18 protein-coding genes are annotated in these 20,922 nt (G+C 69.9%); 8 read left to right on the top strand and 10 right to left on the bottom strand.

What is annotated here, in order from left to right; all coding sequences use genetic code 11:
* Nucleotides 1–77 precede the first annotated feature (77 nt).
* From nadC to QM711_RS16730, 5 genes are all read right to left on the bottom strand, one after another.
* Nucleotides 78–944, bottom strand: a complete 867-nt coding sequence (gene nadC / locus QM711_RS16750) for a carboxylating nicotinate-nucleotide diphosphorylase (protein ID WP_415101408.1) — start codon at nucleotides 942–944, stop codon at nucleotides 78–80.
* The gene (locus QM711_RS16745; RefSeq protein ID WP_415101406.1) at nucleotides 941–2,470 is read right to left on the bottom strand and encodes an L-aspartate oxidase; all 1,530 of its coding nucleotides are present in this window, start codon (nucleotides 2,468–2,470) and stop codon (nucleotides 941–943) included. The genes nadC and QM711_RS16745 overlap by 4 nt, the downstream gene beginning before the upstream one ends.
* Nucleotides 2,467–3,453: a quinolinate synthase NadA gene (gene nadA / locus QM711_RS16740; RefSeq protein WP_415101404.1), complete on the bottom strand. Its 987-nt coding sequence runs from the start codon at nucleotides 3,451–3,453 to the stop codon at nucleotides 2,467–2,469. Before nadA ends, QM711_RS16745 begins: the two co-directional genes overlap by 4 nt.
* 257 nt (nucleotides 3,454–3,710) lie before the next feature.
* Complete coding sequence (locus QM711_RS16735; RefSeq protein WP_415101402.1) at nucleotides 3,711–4,598, bottom strand: NUDIX hydrolase; 888 nt, start codon at nucleotides 4,596–4,598, stop codon at nucleotides 3,711–3,713.
* Between the two features lie 352 nt (nucleotides 4,599–4,950).
* On the bottom strand, nucleotides 4,951–5,772 hold the full coding sequence (locus QM711_RS16730) for a D-alanyl-D-alanine carboxypeptidase family protein (RefSeq protein ID WP_415101400.1): 822 nt from the start codon (nucleotides 5,770–5,772) through the stop codon (nucleotides 4,951–4,953).
* 699 nt (nucleotides 5,773–6,471) lie between these two features.
* Between QM711_RS16730 and QM711_RS16725 the strand changes: the two genes are divergently transcribed.
* Nucleotides 6,472–6,972: a hypothetical protein gene (locus QM711_RS16725; protein ID WP_415101398.1), complete on the top strand. Its 501-nt coding sequence runs from the start codon at nucleotides 6,472–6,474 to the stop codon at nucleotides 6,970–6,972.
* 37 nt (nucleotides 6,973–7,009) lie between these two features.
* Here QM711_RS16725 and QM711_RS16720 read toward each other — a convergent pair whose 3' ends face one another.
* The 4 genes from QM711_RS16720 to QM711_RS16705 all read right to left on the bottom strand — a co-directional run bounded on the left by QM711_RS16720 (nucleotide 7,010) and on the right by QM711_RS16705 (nucleotide 9,539).
* Complete coding sequence (locus QM711_RS16720; protein ID WP_415101396.1) at nucleotides 7,010–7,897, bottom strand: DUF4031 domain-containing protein; 888 nt, start codon at nucleotides 7,895–7,897, stop codon at nucleotides 7,010–7,012.
* Between the two features lie 2 nt (nucleotides 7,898–7,899).
* Nucleotides 7,900–8,460 carry an NADPH-dependent FMN reductase gene (locus QM711_RS16715; protein WP_415101394.1) on the bottom strand — a complete coding sequence of 187 codons (561 nt, stop codon included), beginning with the start codon at nucleotides 8,458–8,460 and terminating at the stop codon, nucleotides 7,900–7,902.
* Nucleotides 8,461–8,547: 87 nt separating this feature from the next.
* Nucleotides 8,548–9,075 (bottom strand): DinB family protein, encoded by a 528-nt coding sequence (locus QM711_RS16710; protein ID WP_415101392.1) that lies wholly within the window; start codon nucleotides 9,073–9,075, stop codon nucleotides 8,548–8,550.
* Nucleotides 9,072–9,539, bottom strand: a complete 468-nt coding sequence (locus QM711_RS16705) for a YbhB/YbcL family Raf kinase inhibitor-like protein (protein WP_415101390.1) — start codon at nucleotides 9,537–9,539, stop codon at nucleotides 9,072–9,074. Before QM711_RS16705 ends, QM711_RS16710 begins: the two co-directional genes overlap by 4 nt.
* Before the next feature lie 22 nt (nucleotides 9,540–9,561).
* Between QM711_RS16705 and QM711_RS16700 the strand changes: the two genes are divergently transcribed.
* From QM711_RS16700 to QM711_RS16670, 7 genes are all read left to right on the top strand, one after another.
* Nucleotides 9,562–10,161, top strand: coding sequence for a hypothetical protein (locus tag QM711_RS16700; protein ID WP_415101388.1), 600 nt, complete (start codon nucleotides 9,562–9,564; stop codon nucleotides 10,159–10,161).
* Nucleotides 10,162–10,334: 173 nt separating this feature from the next.
* Nucleotides 10,335–11,270 (top strand): hypothetical protein, encoded by a 936-nt coding sequence (locus QM711_RS16695; protein ID WP_415101386.1) that lies wholly within the window; start codon nucleotides 10,335–10,337, stop codon nucleotides 11,268–11,270.
* 102 nt (nucleotides 11,271–11,372) lie between these two features.
* Complete coding sequence (gene pgi, locus QM711_RS16690; protein WP_415101384.1) at nucleotides 11,373–13,046, top strand: glucose-6-phosphate isomerase; 1,674 nt, start codon at nucleotides 11,373–11,375, stop codon at nucleotides 13,044–13,046.
* 117 nt (nucleotides 13,047–13,163) lie between these two features.
* Nucleotides 13,164–14,012 carry an ABC transporter permease gene (locus QM711_RS16685; protein WP_415101382.1) on the top strand — a complete coding sequence of 283 codons (849 nt, stop codon included), beginning with the start codon at nucleotides 13,164–13,166 and terminating at the stop codon, nucleotides 14,010–14,012.
* Complete coding sequence (locus QM711_RS16680; RefSeq protein ID WP_415101380.1) at nucleotides 13,999–14,769, top strand: ABC transporter ATP-binding protein; 771 nt, start codon at nucleotides 13,999–14,001, stop codon at nucleotides 14,767–14,769. The genes QM711_RS16685 and QM711_RS16680 overlap by 14 nt, the downstream gene beginning before the upstream one ends.
* Nucleotides 14,766–15,998, top strand: a complete 1,233-nt coding sequence (locus QM711_RS16675; protein WP_415101378.1) for a CDP-glycerol glycerophosphotransferase family protein — start codon at nucleotides 14,766–14,768, stop codon at nucleotides 15,996–15,998. Before QM711_RS16680 ends, QM711_RS16675 begins: the two co-directional genes overlap by 4 nt.
* 17 nt (nucleotides 15,999–16,015) lie before the next feature.
* Nucleotides 16,016–17,809: a hypothetical protein gene (locus QM711_RS16670; RefSeq protein WP_415101376.1), complete on the top strand. Its 1,794-nt coding sequence runs from the start codon at nucleotides 16,016–16,018 to the stop codon at nucleotides 17,807–17,809.
* Nucleotides 17,810–17,924: 115 nt separating this feature from the next.
* Here the strand turns inward: QM711_RS16670 and QM711_RS16665 are convergent, their stop codons facing one another.
* Nucleotides 17,925–20,864, bottom strand: a complete 2,940-nt coding sequence (locus QM711_RS16665; protein WP_415101374.1) for an Ig-like domain-containing protein — start codon at nucleotides 20,862–20,864, stop codon at nucleotides 17,925–17,927.
* Between the last annotated feature and the right edge of the window lie 58 nt (nucleotides 20,865–20,922).

Raw genomic sequence — 20,922 nt, 5'->3', positions numbered from 1 at the left:
AGCTCCTTGTGCCGGACCGGAACCCGTCGGTTCGCTGGCTGAGCCTACCGAGCCCGGCGGCCGCGCTGGCAAAGGATTCAGCGACTGTGCCCAGCTCGCTGGGGGACGTGGTCGAGCCCGATGTCCAGCACCCGCGCGCTATGGGTCAGCCAGCCGACGCTGATCAGGTCGACGCCGGCCTCGGCGATCGGTACCGCGGTCCGCGGGGTGATCCGGCCGGACGCCTCGGTCACCATCCGGCCGCCGACCATCGCCACCGCTTCGCGCAGCACCTCCGGGGTCATGTTGTCGAGCAGCACCACGTCGGCACCCACCTCGAGCAGTTCGGCCAGCATTGCCAGCGAGTCGACCTCGACCTCGATCTTCACCAGGTGGCCGACGTGGGCGCGGGCCGCCTCGACCGCTTCCCGGACGCCGCCGGCGACCGCGATGTGGTTGTCCTTGATCAGCACCGCGTCGTCCAGGCCGAAGCGATGGTTGGAGCCGCCGCCGCAGGCCACCGCGTACTTCTGCACCGCCCGCAGCCCGGGGATGGTCTTGCGGGTGTCGGCGACCTTTGTCGTGGTGTGCGCGATCGCGTCGGCGATGGTCGCGGTGCCGGTGGCGACCCCGGACAGGTGGCCGAGGAAGTTCAGCGCCACCCGTTCGCCGGTGAGCAGCCCGCGGGCCGGTCCGCGCACGGTGGCGATCACGCTGCCCGGTTGGACGCGCGAGCCATCGTGCAGGTGCACCTCGCACTCGATCCGGGGGTCGAGGAGTTCCCAGGCCAGCCGGGCCAGCGGCAGGCCGGCCACCACGCCGGGGTCGCGCGCGACGAGTTGCACGGTGGCGATGGCGTCCGGGCCGATGATGCTGTCGGTGGTCAGGTCCCCGGCCCGGCCCAGGTCCTCGGCCAGCGCGGCCCGGACCAGCGGCTCGATCAGCAGCCGCGGAAGCTCCCTCACGCCACCGCTCCCTGCGGCTGGGTCAGGCCCGGCAGATCCGCGCCGGAGACCAGAGTGTGCCGGGGTGCGTCCAGGCCGGAGTAGTCGGTGCGGGTGTGCCCACCACGAGACTCGGTGCGGCTGAGCGCGGCATGGGCCAGCAGGTAGCCGACCAGTCCGGCGTCGTCGTCCAGGTGGGGACGCAGCTCGGCCAGCGCGCGGCGCAGGCCGGCGGCGTCCCGGAGCACGCCGGCGCCGGCGGTGACGACCTCGCGGATGTGGTCGATCACCCCCGGCTGGTGGGCGAAGGGGGTCTCGACCGGCTCGACCAGCGTGGGCCGCTCGATCAGCGGCGTCAGTTCTGCCAGAGGTTGGTCGCCGACCGCGCGCAGTTCCTGGCCGACCCAGCGTCCGCAGACCACCGCTTCGAGCAGCGAGTTGGATGCCAGCCGGTTGGCTCCGTGCAGCCCGGTGGACGCCACCTCGCCGGCCGCGTACAGGCCCGGCACGGTGCTCCGCCCGGCCAGGTCCACCAGCACCCCACCCATGTGGTAGTGCGCCGCGGGCCGGACCGGCAACAGGTCGCGGGACGGGTCGAGGCCGGCGGCGACCGCCGTGGCGTTGATCGAGGGGAACAGCTGGGCGAACCGCTCTCCGGGGGCATTGCGGGCGTCCAGGAACACCCGGTGGCCGGCCCGCAGTTGCGCCCACTCGGCGCGGGAGACCACATCGCGGGCCGACAGCGGGTCGGCCAGCACCCACTCGCCGCGCTCGTTGACGATGATCGCGCCCTCGCCGCGGACCGCCTCGCTGACCAGCGGCATCGGGTCGATCGAGACGTCCAGCGCGGTCGGATGGAACTGCACCATCTCGAGATCGCGCAGCACCGCACCGGCCCGGAAGGCCAGCGCCAGGCCCTGCCCGCGCGAGCTCAGCGGGTTGGTGGTGTGGCTGTACAGGCCACCGATCCCGCCGGTGCTGAGCACCACCGAGCGGGTCCGGACCAGTACCGGACCGCCGCGGGTGTCCACCTCGACGCCGGCGACCCGGCCGTCCTCGACCACGATCCGGCGGGCCGGCGAATGCTCCCAGACGGTCACCGACGGCAGCGCGCGGGCGGCGTCCACCACGGTGCGCAGCAGTTCGGCACCCGTGCCGTCGCCTCCGGCGTGGACGATCCGACGGCGTCCGTGGGCACCTTCGAGACCGAGCCGCAGCGAGCCGTCGGGGTTGCGGTCCCAGCGCGTCCCGTGCCGGGTCAACCAGTCGATGGCGTCCGGTCCGGCGGCGGTGATCGCCGCAACCACGTCCTCGTCGCACAGCCCGGCCCCGGCGGCCAGGGTGTCGGCGGCATGGTCGGCGGGGGAGTCGTCCGGGCCGACCGCGGCGGCGACCCCGCCCTGCGCCCAGCCGGTCGACGTGCCGGTGCTGAGCGCGCCGGCCGACAGCACCAGGCACGGCGCCGGGGCGAGTTCGATGGCGCAGCTCAGCCCGGCCAGACCGCCACCGATGATCACCGGGGCGTCGACGACGACCTCGCGGCTCACTTCGCTCCCACCGCGAGCATCCGCTCGACCGCCAGCCGGGCCCGGTCGGCGACGGCCGCGTCGATGGTGACCTCATGGGTCATCGTCTCCAGGGCGCGCCGGATCGCGGCCATCGTGTTGCGCTTCATGTGCGGGCACATATTGCACGGCCGGACGAACTCGACCTCGGGGTACTCCTGGGCGACGTTGTCGCTCATCGAGCACTCGGTGATCAGCGCCACCCGCTTCGGACGGCGGTCGGCGACGAAGCCGATCATCTGGGCGGTCGAGCCGGCGTAGTCGGCCTCGTCGACCACCTCGGGCGGGCACTCCGGATGGGCCAGCACGGTCACGTCGCCGGCGTAGTCGGCGCGGATCTGCCGGATGTCGGCCGGGGTGAACCGCTCATGCACCTCGCAGGCGCCCGGGTGGGTGATCACCTTCACCCCGGTCTGCCGGGCCACGTTCGCGGCCAGGAACTGGTCGGGGATCATGATGACTTCGGGCACGCCCAGGCTCTCGATCACCCGCACCGCGTTACCCGAGGTGCAGCAAATGTCGCTCTCGGCCTTCACCGCGGCGGAGGTGTTCACGTAGGTGACCACCGGGACGCCGGGGTGCTGCCGGCGCAGTTCGCGGACGTCCGCGGCGGTGATCGACTCGGCCAGCGAGCAGCCCGAGCGCAGGTCGGGGATCAGCACGGTCTTGGACGGGTTGAGCAGCTTGGCCGTCTCGGCCATGAAGTGGACGCCGGCCAGCACGATCACATCGACCTCGACCGTGGTGGCCTCGCGGGCCAGGGCAAGCGAGTCGCCGACGATGTCGGAGACGCCGTGGAAGATCTCCGGACGCATGTAGTTGTGCGCCAGGATCACCGCGTTCCGCTCGCGCTTGAGCCGCAGGATGGCGTTCACGTCGTCGGACATGATCGCCCACTCGGCGGCCGGGACGACGTGGTCGACCCGGCGGTAGAGGTCCTCGGCGCTGATCAGGGTGGTGCTCATCTGCTCCTCCTCGGTGCGGCAGCCCTCTTATGCTACATATGAGCAAAAGGGTCTGCAAACCCCCCGTCCGGTGGTGCCGGGTCTCGGCGATCTCGACATCGCCGTCCGATCGGGGGAACCTCGCCGATTTCGCGTCAGGACCCGAAATCCCGCGGCGAAGCCCTCCATCGGCGAGCGATCTCGACATCGCCGGACGTGTCCGGGAGGAGGGTCGCGCGACGAGCCGAGAAGCAGGCTCGGGCGACGAGTCGACGGGCTTACCGACTCCGAGGTGCGGGCAGTTTGGTGCCGGCGGCCTGACGTTCCTGCAGGATGTCTCGGCGAAACCGGTAGAGCCGGGCCGGACGTCCGCCGGTGCCGGCACGCGCGCCGGTCTCCTCGACGAGTTGCTGCTGTTCAACCAGCCGCCGGAAGTTCTGGGTGTGCACCACCCGTCCGGCCAGCGCCTCGACACACCCCTGCAGCTGGCCGAGGGTGAACTGGGCGGGCAGGAGTTCGAAGACGACCGGGCGGTACTGGATCTTCGCCCGCAGCCGGGCGATGCCGGTGGCGAGGACGCGGCGGTGGTCGCCGTCCAGCCGCTCCCCGGGCGGCAGGGTCTCGCTGCGCTGTCCTGGTGGTGACTCCGGAACCAGGCCGGCTTCGTAGAGCGTCTCGTAGCGCTGCAGGGCCAGGTCGGGTTGCCAGGGGCGGCCGTCCAGGCCGAAGGTGACCGCGCAGCGTTGCCGCCGGGTCCGATCGCCCTGCCGCGCCCACGAGGTCAGCGCCGGCGTCACCGCACCGGCCAGCAGTTCGGCACCGGCGCGCTGGTCCTCCCAGGGGAAGAGCGCGTACCAGCGCCGCCACTGCCCCGACCGGACCCGCAGCCCACGGACCAGGCCGAGGTAGGAGACCGAGATGGTCCGGGTCCCGCCGTGTTCGCGATCCCGGTCGGCGAAGGTGTACAGCTGCTCGAGATACCCGATGTTGAGGCCGGTCTGCTCCTCGACCCAGGCCCTGACCGCGGTCTGCAGTGATCGATGGCCGGGAAGCACCGGGCCGGCCGGCAGCCGCTGCCCGTCCGGGAGAGTCAGCACGCACGGCTCGCCGTCGACGAGTGCCACGATCACGGCCAGCACCTCGGCCGCAATCGGTTCGCTGGTCATCGGCACTCCTGCTGGACGGGTCCGAGCAGGATACCGGGCGGCGTCCGGGCTGGTCGCCGACGGTGGACGCAGCCGGTCCGCCTGGCAGCCGACATTCCTAATCTGACTAGTGATGATGGCCACGAAGCCAGCCCAGCGGCGGCCATCCGGGCAGGGCAGCTGCGCCCCCGTCGCCGGGTTCCTGTGAGTTCGCCAAGGTCTGTCCGCTTTCCTTGGTTACGCGATGCCGCGCGTCTACAGTCACATCTATTGAGCCTGGGAAGTGACTCAACCAAGAGCCGGCAGCAGGGTGGTAGGTCGGCCGCGTTCCCTAGCAACGCACCCGGCGTCCTTCCCGGGCTCGCCAACGTTCTCAGGCCGGGGCCAGGCCCAGATACTCCTCCAGCGTGCGGTAGCTGTTGGGCCCGAACGCCCTCGCCGGCCCGGTGCCGAGGTAGCGGTAGTGCCACGGCTCGAAGGCGTAACCGGTGATCGTCTCCTTGCCGGCGGGGTAGCGCAGGATGAAGCCGTAACGCCAGGCGTTCGCCCACAGCCACCTGCCCGCCCTGGTGTTGCGGACGCCGACGCCCCAGGTGACACCGTCCCACAGGTCCACGGCGAGCCCGGTCTGGTGCTCGCTGCGGCCCGGGGCCGCGTTGTAGCGGCGGGCGAGGGTCTCACTGCCGTATTCGCGGATCTTGCTGCTCAGGATCTGCGCCTGCAACGCGTAGCTGCGGTAGCCGCTGCGGACCCGGAGCCGGACGCCGCCGGCACGCGCGGCCGCGATCATCCGGGTCAGTGCCCGCTGGGTCTCCCGGGTCAGGCCATAGGGGGAACTGATGCTGCTCCGCCGGTAGCCGGCATTGATCGGATGTTGCTTGGAGACCACCGGGATGCCGTCCACGGTGAACGCCCGGTTGCGTTGGGCGGACGTGCGCCGGTCCCTGGGCTTCGGTGTCGGAGCGTCGGTCCCGGGTCGGCTCGAACCGGTGGCCGTCGGCTGCGGCGCGGGGCCGCTTGGGCTGGTGGTGGACGGCGGCGCAGAAGACTGCGCAGGGGTCGACGGCGGCGCCGGGCTGAACGCGGTCGGGGCCGTCCCAGCGGGGGAGGGGGCGCCGGCGGGGACCGCGGCACAGCCCGCAAGAGCGATCAGGATGCCGATCGCCGTAGTCCGGACGAGGTGGCGAAGTGGCACGCGGCAACGATAGGTGGGAAGGGCCGGGAGGGACCAACGGGTGCACGCCGCGGGACGCGCGCCACAGATCGGGAGATAGCTGGACCGAGGTCTGTCTCGCGGATCAGGACTCCTGGACGCGCGCAGTTGGGGCCGAGGGCCGATCGAGCGGCGTCCACCCTCGAGGGCAACCGGTCCGCTGGCTCAGCGGTGACCAGCCGCACTCGCGCCAGCAGGTGGGTTCAGGCACCGTCAGGATCGAATGAATTGCGCATCGCGGTCTTCACCCGAGAATTCTGTGAGCTCCGCCGTTGACATGCAGGATCTGGGGAGTCATTATCAATGCAACTGGTCCGAAGGAACGGAAGAAACGGAAGGAGAATACGGTGGGATCCACTGATCAGGACAACGTGATGCCTCGGGCGAGGAAGACGGGAACCGGGCGGCAGTGGTTGTTCCTGCTTGTCACTCTCCTCGTAGTGCTTTCCACGCCGGCCCGTGTTGCAGTGGCGAAACCCCGCCGCGACTGCGGCATCACCGAATTTGCTGTGCCTCGGCTTGGTATCCGTGGGGTTGGTACGAGACTGAGCCCAAGTGCCGGCAGATGGGGGCGGAGTTGCAGCGGACCATTCCGGTCGTGCTCGCCTACAAATGCACTTATTCGTCTTGGCCGCCTGATCCCAACCGGCCATGGCGACTCTCCGTATTGGAAGTAACCTGATGACTGCTCGGACGGACGTGCGGCTGACCACTGTCTGCGGTGAGGTCGTTGCCGCCGGTGATGTCCCGGGATTGTTGCCGCCGAACCCGCAGGGCGGCGAAGTTCCGCGGCCCGAGTTGCTCGTCTTGATGAGCGGCGACTCGCTGCCGCCGCACGGTTGCTACGCGTCGGTGACAGGTGAACTGGTCGGCAATCGGCTGATGGTGACGTCATGGATACAACATTCGGCAGTGCCCGGCACTCCATCGGCGGTCCCAGATTCAGTCGGCATACCTACAGAGGACTCATACCAATATCAGATCAGCTTGACGATACCGGACGATTGGGACCTGATCTCCTTTAGCGGGTGGTCGGTTGGTGACGGGCGAGATCTCGCAATTGTCGAGGTCGTCCGCGCCGAGTCGGCCGTCGCCGACTGGGTTTCGCGTCAGCCGAAGAATGCCGTGTGCGTATTTCCCTTCATCCGCGACGCCGATGCTCCAGCCGTTCTCCAATCGTGAATACCGTTGCGAGTAGTGCTGGCTGGAATCGTGACCCTCAGCCGAGCAGCCGGTTGCGTTCCTCGGTCAGGTTGATCTCGGCGCGGGCCGCCCACAGCCGGCGTCCGGTCGCGGTGGCGAACAGCGGGCGCCGGGCCAGCAGTCCGGAGACCACCGCCAGCCGGCCGGCCCGGAAGTCCTCGTCGTCGTAGCGGGCGTACTCCTCGCGGACATCGCGCAGGTAGACGTGGTAGCGCCCGCGCAGCTGACCGAGGACGGAAAGGTCGGCGTCCACCAGCAGCGCGGCGGCCCGGTCGCCAGGCTCGGGGTCGTGGGCGATCGTCGTCCGGACCAGCCTGGCCACCTCGGCGGACTCGTCCGGACCGATCAGCGGCGTGAGCCGCTGCTGAGCCAACAAGGCGGACGCCTCTTCGTCGGAGCGAGGTTCGCCGTTGTGCACCGCGTCGTGGAACCAGGCGGCCAGCACAGCCGGGCGCTCGGCGGGCAGCGCGGCACCCAACTGCTCCAGCGCGGTCAGGCACTGGGCCAGATGCCGGACGTCGTGGTAGCGCCGATGCGGCTCCGACCAGCGCTGCAGCAGCTCCTCGCCGAGTTCGGGCGCTTCGGGCAGGGTCGCCAGCCAGGCCGTCCGGGCCAGCGCGAGCGCGGCCGGGCGCTTCGGCGTCCGGTCCCTGGGGCGGACACGCAGACCGGAGTCGACCAGCCGGCGGAGCAGTTCCCCGGAGCTCACCGGGACGGCGCCGGCGTCGATCAGGTCGCGGTAGCGGGCGAGTGGGACGTCGTAGTGGTCGTGGTCGAAGGCACGGGCCGGAATGCCGGCAGCCTGGGCGAAGGCGTGCAACTCGTCCAAGGAGGAGTCCGAGACCAGGTGGCCGAACTCGGTGCCGTGCGCCGGCCAGCGGGGTGGGTCGAGGAGGACGGCCACGCTCAGGCGTCGCTTCGCGGCCCGAGCAGGCTCAGCAGCGCCGACCGGGTCGCGTCGATCGCATGGTCGGCCTGCGGGTAGCCCACGAAGCGCCCGTCGGCGAGATGCGACTGAACCGAGGGAATCGCCACCGCGACGCTGGAGACCACCATGCCGAGCGTCACCAGCACCTCGGTGATCGCCGCCGCCGCCCGGGTGCCGCCGCTGATGCCGCCGTAGCTGGCGACCGCGACCGGCTTGCCACGCCACTCGGCGTTGAGGTAATCGAGCGCATTCTTCAACGGGGCGGTGAACGAATGGTTGTACTCGGGCATCACCAGCAGGTAAGCGTCACCCCGGCTGATGGTGGCGCTCCACGCCTTGGTGTGGGCGTGCTCGTAGCGGCCCAGCCGCGGGTGGTAGGGCTCATCGAGCAACGGCAGCGCGACCTCGGCCAGGTCGACCACCTCGACTGCGAAGCCGCCCTGTTCGGCCAGGCGTTCGACGATGTAGTCGGCGACCATCCGGCCGACCCGGCGGGGCCGGGTGCTGGCGACGATGACCTGAAGCAGGGGTGCGCTCACGGGAGGCCTTTCTTGAAATCTCAATAACCGTAGCACCGTCGTGGAGGGCCGGCCGCGGGCGTCTCGACCGGCCCGAGCCGCAGCCGCTCAGCCCGCGACGTCGGCCAGGTGGTGTTCCAGGTCGTGCAGGAAGTAGCTGCCGAGGCTCGCCACGGTGAACACCGATCCGTTGCTGCGGGCGCCGGGCCGCTGCCACTGGTCGGGCCGGACGGCCGCGAACAGTCCCGCGGTATCCCCGGCGGCGATCGCGTACTCGCCGGCCACCCGGACCGGGTCCTGGTCGAAGTAGCGGCCGTCGCGGGCGGCCGCGTCCTGGTCCCAGTTGGCGAAGGTGGGGCCGTCCTCGGTGAGCAGCTGGGTCAGCCGGCCACCGAAGATCCGGCAGACGTCGCGGACGTGGCAGCCGTACTCCAGCGCCGACCAGCGGTCCGCCCGGTCCCGGACAGCGACCCCGGGTCGCCACAGCACCGCTTTCCAGCGCGGGATGGTGGCCCGCACGCGAGCGGCGATCTCCGCGGCCCCGGGCGGCGTCCAGCCGCATTCGGGACAGCCCTGCTCGATCACCCAGGTCCAGTCCTTGGTGTCCTCGGGCAGCGCCGGCGGGACGGCGGTCATGACCGCGGCACCGCGAAGGTCGCCGTGAACGAGGCGCTGCCGATGGCGTGCGCCAGCAGGGTGAACCGGCACACCGCGCTGGTGGCGTCCTCCGGCACCGGCAACCTGTCGACGTCCAGGGCGTGGACGGTGAACACGTAGCGATGCGCCGGGCCGGGTGGGGGACACGGTCCGCCGTAACCGGCGTAGCCGTAATCGTTCGTCCACTCGCGAGCGGGCGCCGGCAGCGGGGCTCCGGCTTCCAGCCGGGTGACCTCGGCGGGGATGTCGAAGGCGATCCAGTGCCACCAGCCGCTGCCGGTGGGGGCGTCCGGGTCGAAACAGGTGACGGCGTAGCCGGCGGTGCCGTCCGGGGCGTCCGACCACGCCAGGTCGGGGCTGATGTTCTCCCCGCCGCAGGACGGCTCGGCGAAGGTGGGCTCGATGGTCGAGCCGGCTGGGATGGCGGCGCTGCTCAGTTCCATGGCGCCACCCTAACCTTGGGCCATGGAATGGCTGGAGGTGCTCGCGGGCAGCCGGGTGATCGTGGAACTGCCGGACGGAGACGTCGACGATCAGCTCGCCGCGGGCGAGGTGCTGATTCAGGAGGGATTGAACGCCTGGACGGTGCCGTTCGAGCGGCGGGCCGAACTCACCCGGTTGCGCGAGGTGTTCGGACGCCGGGTGCGGCTGGGCGTGGCGGATCTGCGCACACCCGAGCAGGTGGCGGTCGCTGCCGCCGACCAGCCCGACCTGATGCTCGCCCCGTTCGCCACCCCCGGCCTACTGGACGCGGCCGGCGCCGTCCCGATGGTGCTGGGCGGACTGACGCCCTCCGAGGTGGCCGGGGCGCTCGACCTCGGCGCCGCGGCCGTCCAGGTCGTCCCGTGCGACGCCCTGGGCTCGCTGTACGCCCGGACCCTGCTGGGGATGTTCGCCGGGGCGCCGCTGATCGCCACCGGCCGGCTCGAGCGGTTCCAGTGCGAGATGTGGCTGGACGCCGGTGCGCTCGCGGTCTGCCCGGCCGCGGCGATCGGGGCCGACGACATCGCCGAGCCCGATCTCGCCCAGCTCCGGCACCGCTGCCAGGGCTACCGGTTCAGCTGATCGCAGGGTCGCCGAGCCCGGCGGGAGCCTCGCTTGCGGCACCGCACCACGGGTCGCGCGGGGGCTGCCGGAGGATCGCCGCATACCGGCGACGAGTGGGGCCGATTTGGGGGACCACGAATCCTTAGACTAACTTTAGAAACCGTCCCAGATTTCTCAGGAGGTTCTGCCCTATGTACCAGCCGCGACGGGCCGGTGGCCGAGATGCCGCCGAGTCGCAACTGGACGCACCCGATCAAGCCGGCGCCGCAGGCGTGCGCGGGATGGCTCGCGCCTGGTCGATGAGCGCTACCGATCGGATCGGCACCGCATTCCTGGGCCTGGCGGTGACCGCTACCGCCGGTGCGCTGCTGATGTCGGGCACCGCCGTCGCGGCCCCGGTCGCCGCGCCGGTGACCACTCCTGACGTGTCGCTGCGCGACGCCTCGGTCTCCCGGGACACCAACCGGCCGCAGATCGCCGCCGAGGACATCCTCGCCGTGGCCGCCGCCCCCACCGATGCGGTCAACCCCGCGCTGAAGCCCACCCGGACGATGTACACCACCAAGGCCAAGCTGCCGGTGCTCGCGGCGGCGTCCGCAAGCGCCGACAAGCTGGCCGGCCTGGCCATCGCGACCAAGGTCAGCGTCACCCCCGAGGTGAACGGGAACTACCGGATGGTGCAGTACAAGGGCCGGCAGGCCTGGGTGCTGAAGACCGCCCTGGCGAACACCAAGCCGTCGCCCAAGAAGGTGGCCGACGCCAAGGCCCCGGCAGCCAAGCGCAAGGTGCCGTCCGGCTCGGTGCTCGGCCTCAAGCCGGTGGCGATGGTGGTCTACCGTGCGGTGATGGCCCGCTGGAACGTGAAGAACGTCGGCGGCTGGCGGGCACACAGCCTGTCGGTGCACCAGTTCGGCCGGGCCATCGACTTCATGACCTACTCCAACGTGTCCCAGGGCAACTCCATCGCCGCGTTCCTGGTCGCGCACGCCAAGGAGTTCGGCGTCGATCACATCATCTACCGGCAGCGGATCTGGACGCCGTACCGGCCGACCTGGCGGCACATGGCCGACCGGGGCAGCGCCACGGCGAACCACATGGATCACGTCCATGTGGCGGTGAAGCCCTGAGCCTCGGCCACCGCGGCCGATCGTCGAGTCACTGAGGTTCAGCGACCGGAAGATCGGCCGAGTGGGCGTGACCGGTATAGGTCAGCTGGTTAGGCTGCGGCCATGCAGACTCCCGTAGACCCCACCACGACTCCGGCCTGGCAACGGCTCAGCCAGCTCCATCAGGGATTGGTACCCGATCTGCGCGGCGCCTTCGCCGCCGACCCCGAGCGGGCCTCCCGGTATTCCTTCGACGCCGCCGACCTGCACGTCGACCTGTCGAAGAACCTGATCGACGACGACGTGCTGGACGCGCTGGTCCAGCTGGCCGAACAGACCGGGGTCGCCGCGCACCGCGACGCGATGTTCGCCGGTGAACGGATCAACGTGACCGAGGACCGTTCGGTGCTCCACACCGCGCTGCGGCGGCCCAAGGGCGACGTCCTCGAAGTGGGCGGCGTCAACGTGGTCGACGACGTCCACGAGGTGCTGGACGCCATGTACGCCTTCGCCGAACGGGTCCGTTCCGGCGAGTGGCTCGGTGTCACCGGCAAGAAGATCAGCACCATCGTCAACATCGGCATCGGCGGATCGGATCTCGGCCCGGTGATGGTCTACGAGGCGCTGAAGCCCTACGTGGCGCCCGGACTCGAGGCCCGGTTCATCTCCAACATCGACCCCACCGACGTGGCCGAGAAGACCAAGGGCGTCGATCCGGAAACCGTGCTGTTCATCGTCGCATCGAAGACCTTCACCACCCTGGAGACGCTGACCAACGCCCGGATGGCCCGCGACTGGCTGCTGGCCGCGCTGACCGAATCGGGAGCCATCGACGGCTCCGACGAGCAGCGCGCGGACGCCGTCGCCAAGCACTTCGTCGCCGTGTCGACCGCGCTGGACAAGGTGGAACAGTTCGGCATCGACCCGGCCAACGCGTTCGGCTTCTGGAACTGGGTGGGCGGGCGGTACTCGGTCGACTCCGCGGTCGGGCTGCCACTGGTGCTGACCTTGGGTCCCGACAACTTCGCCGACTTCCTGGCCGGCTTCCACGCCATCGACGAGCACTTCGTCAACACCGAGCCGAGCCGCAACGTGCCGCTGCTGATGGGCCTGCTGAACATCTGGTACGTCAACTTCTTCAAGGCGGCCTCGCACGCCGTCCTGCCGTATGCGCAGTACCTGCACCGGTTCGCCGCCTACCTGCAGCAGCTGACCATGGAGTCCAACGGCAAGGGCGTCCGGCTGGACGGCTCGCCGGTCACCACCGAGACCGGCGAGATCTTCTGGGGCGAGCCGGGCACCAACGGCCAGCACGCGTTCTACCAGCTGATCCACCAGGGCACCCAGTTGATTCCCGGCGACTTCATCGCGGTGGTCAACCCGGCGCACCCGATCTCGGACGGCGGCACCGACGTCCACGAACTGTTCCTGGCCAACTTCTTCGCCCAGACCAAGGCGCTCGCCTTCGGCAAGACCGCCGACGAGGTCCGGGCCGAGGGCACACCGGAGGCGATCGTCAGCGCCCGGGTGTTCAAGGGCAACCGGCCCACCACGTCCATCATGGCGCCGGCGCTGACCCCCTCGGTGGTCGGCCAGCTGATCGCCCTGTACGAGCACATCACCTTCGTCCAGGGCTCGATCTGGGGGATCGACAGCTTCGATCAGTGGGGCGTCGAGCTGGGCAAGCAGCTGGCGCTGCAGATCGCGCCCGCAGTCGCCGGCGACGCCGCCGCGCTGGAGGCCCAGGATCCCTCCACCAAGGCCCTGGTCGGCTACTACCTGGCGCACCGCTCCTGAGCATCCGCGCCCGCGCCCGGTGAGTCGGGCGCGGGCGCCGCACGTCCGGATCTGAAGCGTGGCTAGAATCGGGATGTTTGACTGCCGTGCCGCGAAGCGAGAGGAAGCCGTACATCGATGAGCCTGGCTGACTACGCCGACCAGCACGGTTTGCATCGAGTGGGCGCGCGCCCCCGGCTGTGGAGCTATCTCAAGCAGTCCTGGGACCGCCGGGACTTCCCGATCGCGATGGCCCGGTTCCGGATCCAGGCGAGCCAGGAACGGAACCGGCTGGGCCTGCTCTGGCTGGTGCTGCAGCCGTCGCTCAACGCGGTGGTCTACGGCCTGATCTTCGGCCTTCTGCAGACCGCGGCCAACCGTCCTCCCGACTACGCCGCCTTCGTGGTGATCGGCGTCTTCCTGTTCGAGTTCTTCTCCAAATCGCTGAGCAACGGAGCCAAGTCGATCACCGGTAACCGTGCCCTGGTGCAGTCGCTGGCCTTCCCGCGGCTGACCCTGCCGGTCGCGGTGGTGCTGGAGAACTTCATGGCGCTGGTGCCGATGCTCGGGGTGATGGTGCTGGCGCTGCTGGTGCTGGGCCACCCGCCGGCCTGGGACTGGCTGCTGATGATCCCGCTGCTGGCGCTGTACACGCTGTTCAACACCGGGGTCGCGATGATCGCCGCCCGGCTGACCGTGCACGTCCGGGACCTCACCCAGATTCTGCCGTTCGTCAACCGCATCCTGTTCTACACCTCGGGTGTGCTGTTCGCGGTCGACCGGATCCTTCGCGATCACCCCTGGGCGGTGGCGCTCTACGACTTCCACCCGCTCTATCAGGTGTTGCAGATCGCTCGCGGGCTGCTGATGAACCAGGGCCACTACGAACCGCAGTACTGGGTCTTCTTCGGGCTGTGGTCGGTCGTGGTGTTCGTCGTCGGGCTGCTGTTCTTCTGGGTCGCCGAGGAGCGCTATGGCCGGGACTGACGCGCTGGACGGGGGGCACCGCGGCAAGCCGGTGGTCATCGTCGACGACCTGCACGTGCGGTACCGGGTCTTCGCCGGCGGTCGCGCCGCCGGAGCGGCCGGCCGGTCGGGACTGCTCACCCGGACCCGCGGCGTCCGGACGGTGCACGCGCTCAAAGGGCTGACCTTCACCGCCTACGAGAACGAGTCGATCGGCGTGATCGGTCACAACGGCTCGGGCAAGTCGACCCTGATGCGGACGATCACGGGTCTGACGCCGCCAGAGTCGGGTGCGGTCTACGCCGCCTCGCGGCCGAACCTGCTCGGCATCGGCGCCGCCCTGCTGCCCGACCTCTCCGGCGAGAACAACATTCTGCTGGGTGGCCTGGCGATGGGCTTCTCCAAGCGCGAGGTGCTGCGGCTGCGCGACGAGATCGTCGAGTTCGCGGGGCTGGAGGAGTTCATCGATCTGCCGATGCGGACTTACTCCTCGGGCATGCAGGCCAAGCTGAAGTTCTCCATCGCCACCGCCAAGCAGCACGAGATCCTGATCGTGGACGAGGCTCTCGCGGTGGGTGACAAGGCGTTCCGGGCTCGCAGCGAGGAACGGATCCGGCAGATGCGGGACGCCGCCGGCACCATCTTCCTGGTGTCGCACTCGATGGGATCGATTCGCAGCACCTGCGATCGGACGCTGTGGATCCACGGCGGCACGCTGCGGATGGACGGCCCCACCGCCGAGGTGGTGGACGCCTACGAGGCGTCCCGCGGGCAGTGATCCGGCCGGCCCGGCCCGGCCACGATTGGCGGAGGGCCGCGGCGGAGCTGGCCGGACGGGTCGCGGCAGCCGCCCGGACCGGGGGCACGGCCCTGCTGGGACCGGTGTTGTCGGTCGCGGCGCTGCCCTGGCGGATTCGTCCGCCGCGCTCCCGCACGGTCGCCTTCATCGCCTACGGCGGCGGTGCCCGGCACGAGTTCTCCTGCAATCCCAAGTACGTGCTCCTCGCCCTGCGCGCGCTGGATCCGGACCTCGACCTGGTCTGGGCGGTCGAGGACCCGCAGGCCTACCCCGAACTGACCGATCTCGGCGTCCGGCTGGTGGCGCACGGCTCTCCGGCGGCGTTCCGGGAACTGCTCACCGCCCAGGTCGTCGTGTCCAACGGCGCCTACCTGATGTGGTTTCCCTTCGGCGACCGGCAGTTCGTGATCAACACCTGGCACGGTGGCGGCGCGTACAAGCGGCTGCCCGGTGACCAGCCCGGAGCCGACCCGCTGTTACGGCTGAAGCAACGGCGAAGCTCCAAGGTGACCGATCTGTTCGTGTCGAGTTCCACCGTGTTCACCCGCGAACTGGTCCGCGGCGCCTTCGGCTATGCCGGAGAGGTCGCCGAGGTGGGGATGCCCCGCAACGACCTGCTGTTGAGCCACGACCGCTCGGCGGTGGACGCCCGGACCCGGGACCGGCTGGGGTTGGCTCCCGACGCACGGACGGTGCTGGTGGCGCCGACGGTGCGCGCCGCCGACGATCCCGCGGAACCGTTCGATCCGGACGCCCTGCTCGCAGCCCTGGAGCGCCGTTACGGCGGCGAGTGGTGGATCCTGCGCCGGCAGCACAAGCTGACCGGGCCGGACCGTGCCGCGCCGACCGGCGGACGCGTGCTGGAGGTGAGCGACTACCCCGACATGCAGGAGCTGCTCAGCCTCGCCGACGTCCTGGTCAGCGATTACTCGTCGACCATCTGGGACTTCATCCTGACCGGGAAGCCGTGCCTGCTCTACGTCCCGGACCTGGACCAGCTCAGGCAGCAGCCGGGGTTCTATGTCGACCCGGCGTGCTGGGGCCTTCCGCTGGCCGGCTCCAACGCCGATCTGCACCGCACGATCGCCGATTGGGAGCCCGAGCAGTATCGTGCGGCCGCCCGCTTCCACCTGCGCGAGTTCGGCTCGGCGGAGTCGGGCCGGGCGGCCGAGCTGATCGCCGAACGCATCATCGAAGTCTGCAAGTAGAAGCCGGAGACCCTCGGATGAACGCCATGGACCCCTTGTCGGCGCGACTCGCCGGCCTGGTGCCGCGCAACCTGCCCAGGCCTGAACCCGAGGCCCTGCGCAGCGCGGTGGGCCGTCCGCCCGCGCCGTGGATAGCCACGGTGGCGGGCTGGTACCTGCCCCTCACCGTGGTCGGGCTGGCCGGTCTGGTGGCCGCGGCACTCGGCGCCTGGCCGTGGCTGGGCGTGCTGTGCTTCGCGGCGGTGCTCGCCGGCGATTGGGCCGCCGCCCGGGTCGTCTCGCCGCTGGAGACGCTGCTGACCCTGTCCGGCTGGACGCGGCAGGTGCGCGCGCTGGTCCGCGACCTGTTGCTGGTCGTGGTGACGGCACGCGCCGAACCGGACACCCTGGTCCCGCTGATGCTGGCGGTCGCGCTGATCCAGCTGACCTGGCTGGGCTTCGGAGCGCTCGGCGTCTTCGCCGGATCACGCCAGCCGCTCGCCGGTTTCGTTCCGGGCGCGGCCCGGCAGCCGTCCCCGACGGTGGCCTTCGCCGCGATCCGCGGCTACGAGGCCGGCGTCGTGCTGCTCTACTTCGAGCTCGCCGCGGCCCTGGTCACGCTGCTGTCCGACCGGGTCACCGGGCTCGCCTTCGGCCTGCTGGCCGTGCTGCTGGTCGCCGTCGGCGGGGTGCTGTTGCTGCGGGCCCGCCGGGTGCTCGCCTCGGCGGCGTCCGCGGAGCAGCAGTTGGTCGACGACATCACCCGCGAAGCCCCCACCGCGCTGGTCTACATCACCGCCGGAACGGGGCAGGGCCGGCACCTGCTCTCGCCGTGGTTGCCGACTCTGGAAGCGCTGCCGGACGGCTGCCTGATCGTCGTCCGCGAGGCGAGTCACCTCGCGACGCTGGAAGCCACCTCGTTGCGGGTGGTGTACGCGCCGACCTCGCGGAACCTGGAGCGGGCGATCGTGCCGAGCCTGCGGGTCGCCTTCTTCCTGGGCAACAGCGCCAAGAACATCGACCTGCAGCGGTACCCGAACCTGCGGCACGTGTTCCTCGGCCACGGCGACAGCGACAAATCCCCGAGCGCCAATCCGATGGCCCGGGTCTACGACCAGATCTGGGTGGCCGGCCAGGCCGCCATCGACCGGTACGCGGCCGCGGGCGTCGACCTGCCGGCCGACCGGTTCGTGATCGTCGGACGCCCCCAGGTCGAGCAGCTGCGCCGCGGTCCGCTGGGCCAGCAGCCACCCACCGTGCTTTACGCGCCCACTTTCGAGGGCTACCTCGACGAGACCAACTACACCTCGCTGGAGACGATGGGCCCCGAGATCGTCCGCAGGCTGCTGGCGCACCGTCCGGCCGTCCGGATCTGCTTCCGGCCGCACGCCTCGACCGGGTTGCTCCGGCCGGGGATGCGGGCGGCCCGGATCGAGGTGGACCGGCTGCTGAGTGAGAGCGGCGGCGACCATCTCGGCTCCCACACCCAGGTCGGACGCCCGCTGCAGGAGGCGTTCGACGCCGCCGATGTGCTGATCGCCGACGTTTCCGGCGTGGCCAGTGATTTCCTCTGGACGCTCCGGCCGATCATCGCCGGCAATCCGCGGGCACTCACGGCCGAAGAATTCGCCCGCCGCTACCCCAGCCAATCGGCGAACTACCTGCTGACGGCCCCGGAGCAGATCGACCAGATCATCGACCTGGCGCTCGGCGACGACCCCGGCCTTCCCGGGCGGACGGCGATCGCCGGCTATGTGCTGGGCGAACACCCGCACGGCCCGACCGCCACCTTCATCGCAGCCACCCGGCGGCTCGCCGCACAGCCGCGCTGAGTCTCAGCCGCCGATCCGCGCAGATCACCGTCGGTCGAGCTGGTCGAGACCTCTGGCAACGGGGGTTCGACAAGCTCAACCAGCGAAACCCTGATCGATCCGACGCCTGGCGAACTCAGCCGAGCGGACCGACCAGGTAGCTGCCTGCGGAGATCGCAATCCGGCTGGCCACCGTCGTGAACGGCGTCCGGACCAGATGGAGGTTGTCGCGGCCACCGATCACCAGGGTGTCGGTGGTGGCGGCGGCCGAGGCGCGGATCACCGAGAGGCTGGTCGGCACCTGCTCGCCGGCCAGCGCGGGCCCGCCGAGGCGTCCGGTGCCGTTGGTGTACTCGATCACCTTGCAGCTCGACGTGATGCCCTGGGGGATCAACTGGGTTACGCCACGATCCAGTTCGGTGCCCAGGTCCTCACCGGGCACCCCGACCAGATAGGACGGCTTCCCGGAGCACTGGCGGGCCACCTGGACCGAACGACCGAACAGGTCCCCGGCCTCGGTGCCGCCGGGAACGCCGCTGGTGTCCTGGGTGATCAACGCCGGCCATTTCACCGACGTCGGCGTGATCGTCAGCGGCTGGACAGCACCCGCGTCGCGCTTGCTGCCCACCGCCTCGTTGGGGATCCCGATCACCGCATTGTTGCCGGCCATCGACAAGGTCAGCCCGAAGCGGTCTCCGGTCTCCACCGAGTCCGGCACGCCGGCCACGTTCTGGTCGAATCCGGACACCTTGAACGAGGTCTGAGTGAACCGGAACAGCAGCACCGAGCCGGCCTTGGTCTTGGTGCCGATCGCCTCGTCCGGAATCCCGACCAGGGCGTTGTTGCCGCTGGCGGCGAGCGAGTAGCCGAAGGCGTCGCCCGCCTCATCGGCACCTGGGACGCCGGGGGAGTTCTGCGAGATGGCGATCGGGTCCCCGTAGCTGCCGTTGGTCACCGGGAAGCCATGGACCAGACCGCCGGCGAGCCCGGTGCTGGTCTTCGCCCACGGGTCACCGACCAGGATCACCGGATAGGGCGTGCTCGCCACCGCCACCGAGGTGCCGAAACCGCCCAGGTTCGCTCCGCTGGCGTCCGGAGCCGAGTCGACCGGCGAGTCGAGGCGCTTGATGGTGTCTGTCCGCAGCCCGGCGTCCGAGCCGTAGATCACATAGACCCGGCCGGCCTCGGTGCTCGTCGCCGAGTTCGTCGCGGGTGCGCCGACGACCAGGTCGGCGTAGCCGTCGGTATTCACGTCGGCGGCAACGACCTGTCGGTAGTGGATCGCCGACGACTCGTTGAATCCGTGCTGGCTGGGCCGGACGGTCTGGGTGGTGCCCTTGCCGTAGCGGATCTCGATGGAGCCACGGGCCGAATCGCTGCCCGGACGGACGACGGCGGTGTCGACCTGACCGTCACCATCGAAATCGTTGATCTGCGCGGCCGCCGGAGTGACGTTGAGGGTTGCCGTACCGGTCTTCGAACCTGACACCGAGACGGCCGAGATGGTCACGATGCCGGGCTTCAGGGTGGTGACCACGCCCGCCTCGTCCACGCGGGCCACCGAGGTGTCGCTGGAACGCCAGTTCACCGAGCGGACCGAGGCGTTGGTCGGCAGCACACCGGCCTTGAGCGTGATGTTCGAGCCGGCCATCACCATGGCGGTCGACGGCGAGACGCCGACACTGACCACGGGGATTCGCTTGGTGCCCGCCTTGGCCAAGGTGTAGACGAACTGCGAGCGGTCCTCCACAGCCTGGACCACCGCGGCGTTGGTGAACCGGACGGCGAGCTCGTCCCCACTGAGACTGGTGCCGTTGAAGTTGGCCGAGCCGCCGAACGCGTAGGACCGCTTCACGCCGTTGAGGGTGTACGAGATCGTCGCCGTCTTGTCGTGGACGTTGGCGAACTCGAAGTTGTCGATCAGCTTGCGCAGCTTCTTGCTCATCGCGAAATAGGTGTCGGTGATCACCTGAACCGACGGGGGACCGACCACCACCTTCACCGAGCAACCGTCCTTCTTCAGCGCGGCCAGCGCATCGGCCACCTTCTGCCGCGCCATGCTGAACAGCGAATGCACCACGTAGACCTTGCAGCCGCTCTTCTTGCCGCCCAGCTTGGAGTTGGTCTGCGTACCGAGCAGGGTGCCCTCGAAGTCGGTGGTGCGGGGCGACGGATAGTAGACGATGTCGGTCGACGAGGAACCGAAACCGCCGCTGGCCGCCGCCGTGAAGGCCGGTGTCACGGTCTGATTCATGCTCGGGGTCCAGAGATTGTTGAGCAGATTGTTGTAGCCGGTCTGGTCGCCGTAGATCGCGAAGCTGATGTTCGATTTGTTGCCGCCGCTCGCGCCGTTGAGATTGGACGAGGTCACCCACACCACGTTGTTCCAGAGCTTGCCGGTGGAATCCTTGGCCTGGGAGAACAGCGCGAATTTGTCGTGGAACAAGGCCTCTTTGACCCGCGACAGGCACGAGCCGCTGCCGTAGGTGCACAACTTCATCACCCCTGCCTTGGTGAGCATGGTGGCCAGGCTGCTGTTGTTGTTGAGGGCGTCCTGAATGGTGATCCGGTTGCCGATGGTGTGGATGTACCGCTTGCGATCGGCATCGTTGTCGTACTGGTTGAGCTGATCGCGGAAGGCTGCGGTCGGGGCGAAGAGTGCGGTCAGCGGCGGTCCGCCGGCATCGGCGGGGTCGTACACGTCCCACTTGTTGGTCACCGGGTCGAGCCGCGGTATGCGGCCGTCCCAGTACGCGTTGTAGATCGTGGAGTAGATGTGCTGGTACTTGGGTACCGAGGACACCAGGTAGGCGTAGGCGTTGATCGGCCGCCAGTCGGCATCGCCGTCGAGATTGCCGATGGAGCCGTAGATCTCCACCCGCTGGCCGGCCGCGGTCGTCGTCACCGCGTCCGGAGCGACCGGAGCCGGCGCGTTGTTCGGCGAGGGGTCGGCCGGACGGAGGATGGCCGGCGCGGCCGGGCCGGGCAGCGCGGCCGCCGAGCCGGGGAATGCCGTCGACGCCCACACCAGGGCGAACGTCAGGGCGGCCGTCAGCAGCCTCAGAGTTTGGGGCATGGGTGATCTCCCGACAAAGACAGCATTGATGGCTGTGATTGTAACCGACCGGCACCTG

The organism is Micropruina sp., from assembly GCF_047602385.1.
GTDB lineage: Bacteria > Actinomycetota > Actinomycetes > Propionibacteriales > Propionibacteriaceae > Micropruina.
This window is presented reverse-complemented; position numbering and strand designations above follow the sequence as displayed.

Excerpts from the sequence above, each read along its gene's own strand:
- nadA (WP_415101404.1), bottom strand. The coding sequence starts at position 3,453 with ATGAGCACCACCCTGATCAGCGCCGAGGACCTCTACCGCCGGGTCGAC.
- QM711_RS16735 (WP_415101402.1), bottom strand. The coding sequence starts at position 4,598 with ATGACCAGCGAACCGATTGCGGCCGAGGTGCTGGCCGTGATCGTGGCA.
- QM711_RS16725 (WP_415101398.1), top strand. The coding sequence starts at position 6,472 with ATGACTGCTCGGACGGACGTGCGGCTGACCACTGTCTGCGGTGAGGTC.
- QM711_RS16710 (WP_415101392.1), bottom strand. The coding sequence starts at position 9,075 with ATGACCGCCGTCCCGCCGGCGCTGCCCGAGGACACCAAGGACTGGACC.
- QM711_RS16705 (WP_415101390.1), bottom strand. The coding sequence starts at position 9,539 with ATGGAACTGAGCAGCGCCGCCATCCCAGCCGGCTCGACCATCGAGCCC.
- QM711_RS16700 (WP_415101388.1), top strand. The coding sequence starts at position 9,562 with ATGGAATGGCTGGAGGTGCTCGCGGGCAGCCGGGTGATCGTGGAACTG.
- QM711_RS16695 (WP_415101386.1), top strand. The coding sequence starts at position 10,335 with ATGTACCAGCCGCGACGGGCCGGTGGCCGAGATGCCGCCGAGTCGCAA.
- pgi (WP_415101384.1), top strand. The coding sequence starts at position 11,373 with ATGCAGACTCCCGTAGACCCCACCACGACTCCGGCCTGGCAACGGCTC.
- QM711_RS16685 (WP_415101382.1), top strand. The coding sequence starts at position 13,164 with ATGAGCCTGGCTGACTACGCCGACCAGCACGGTTTGCATCGAGTGGGC.
- QM711_RS16680 (WP_415101380.1), top strand. The coding sequence starts at position 13,999 with ATGGCCGGGACTGACGCGCTGGACGGGGGGCACCGCGGCAAGCCGGTG.
- QM711_RS16670 (WP_415101376.1), top strand. The coding sequence starts at position 16,016 with ATGAACGCCATGGACCCCTTGTCGGCGCGACTCGCCGGCCTGGTGCCG.
- QM711_RS16665 (WP_415101374.1), bottom strand. The coding sequence starts at position 20,864 with ATGCCCCAAACTCTGAGGCTGCTGACGGCCGCCCTGACGTTCGCCCTG.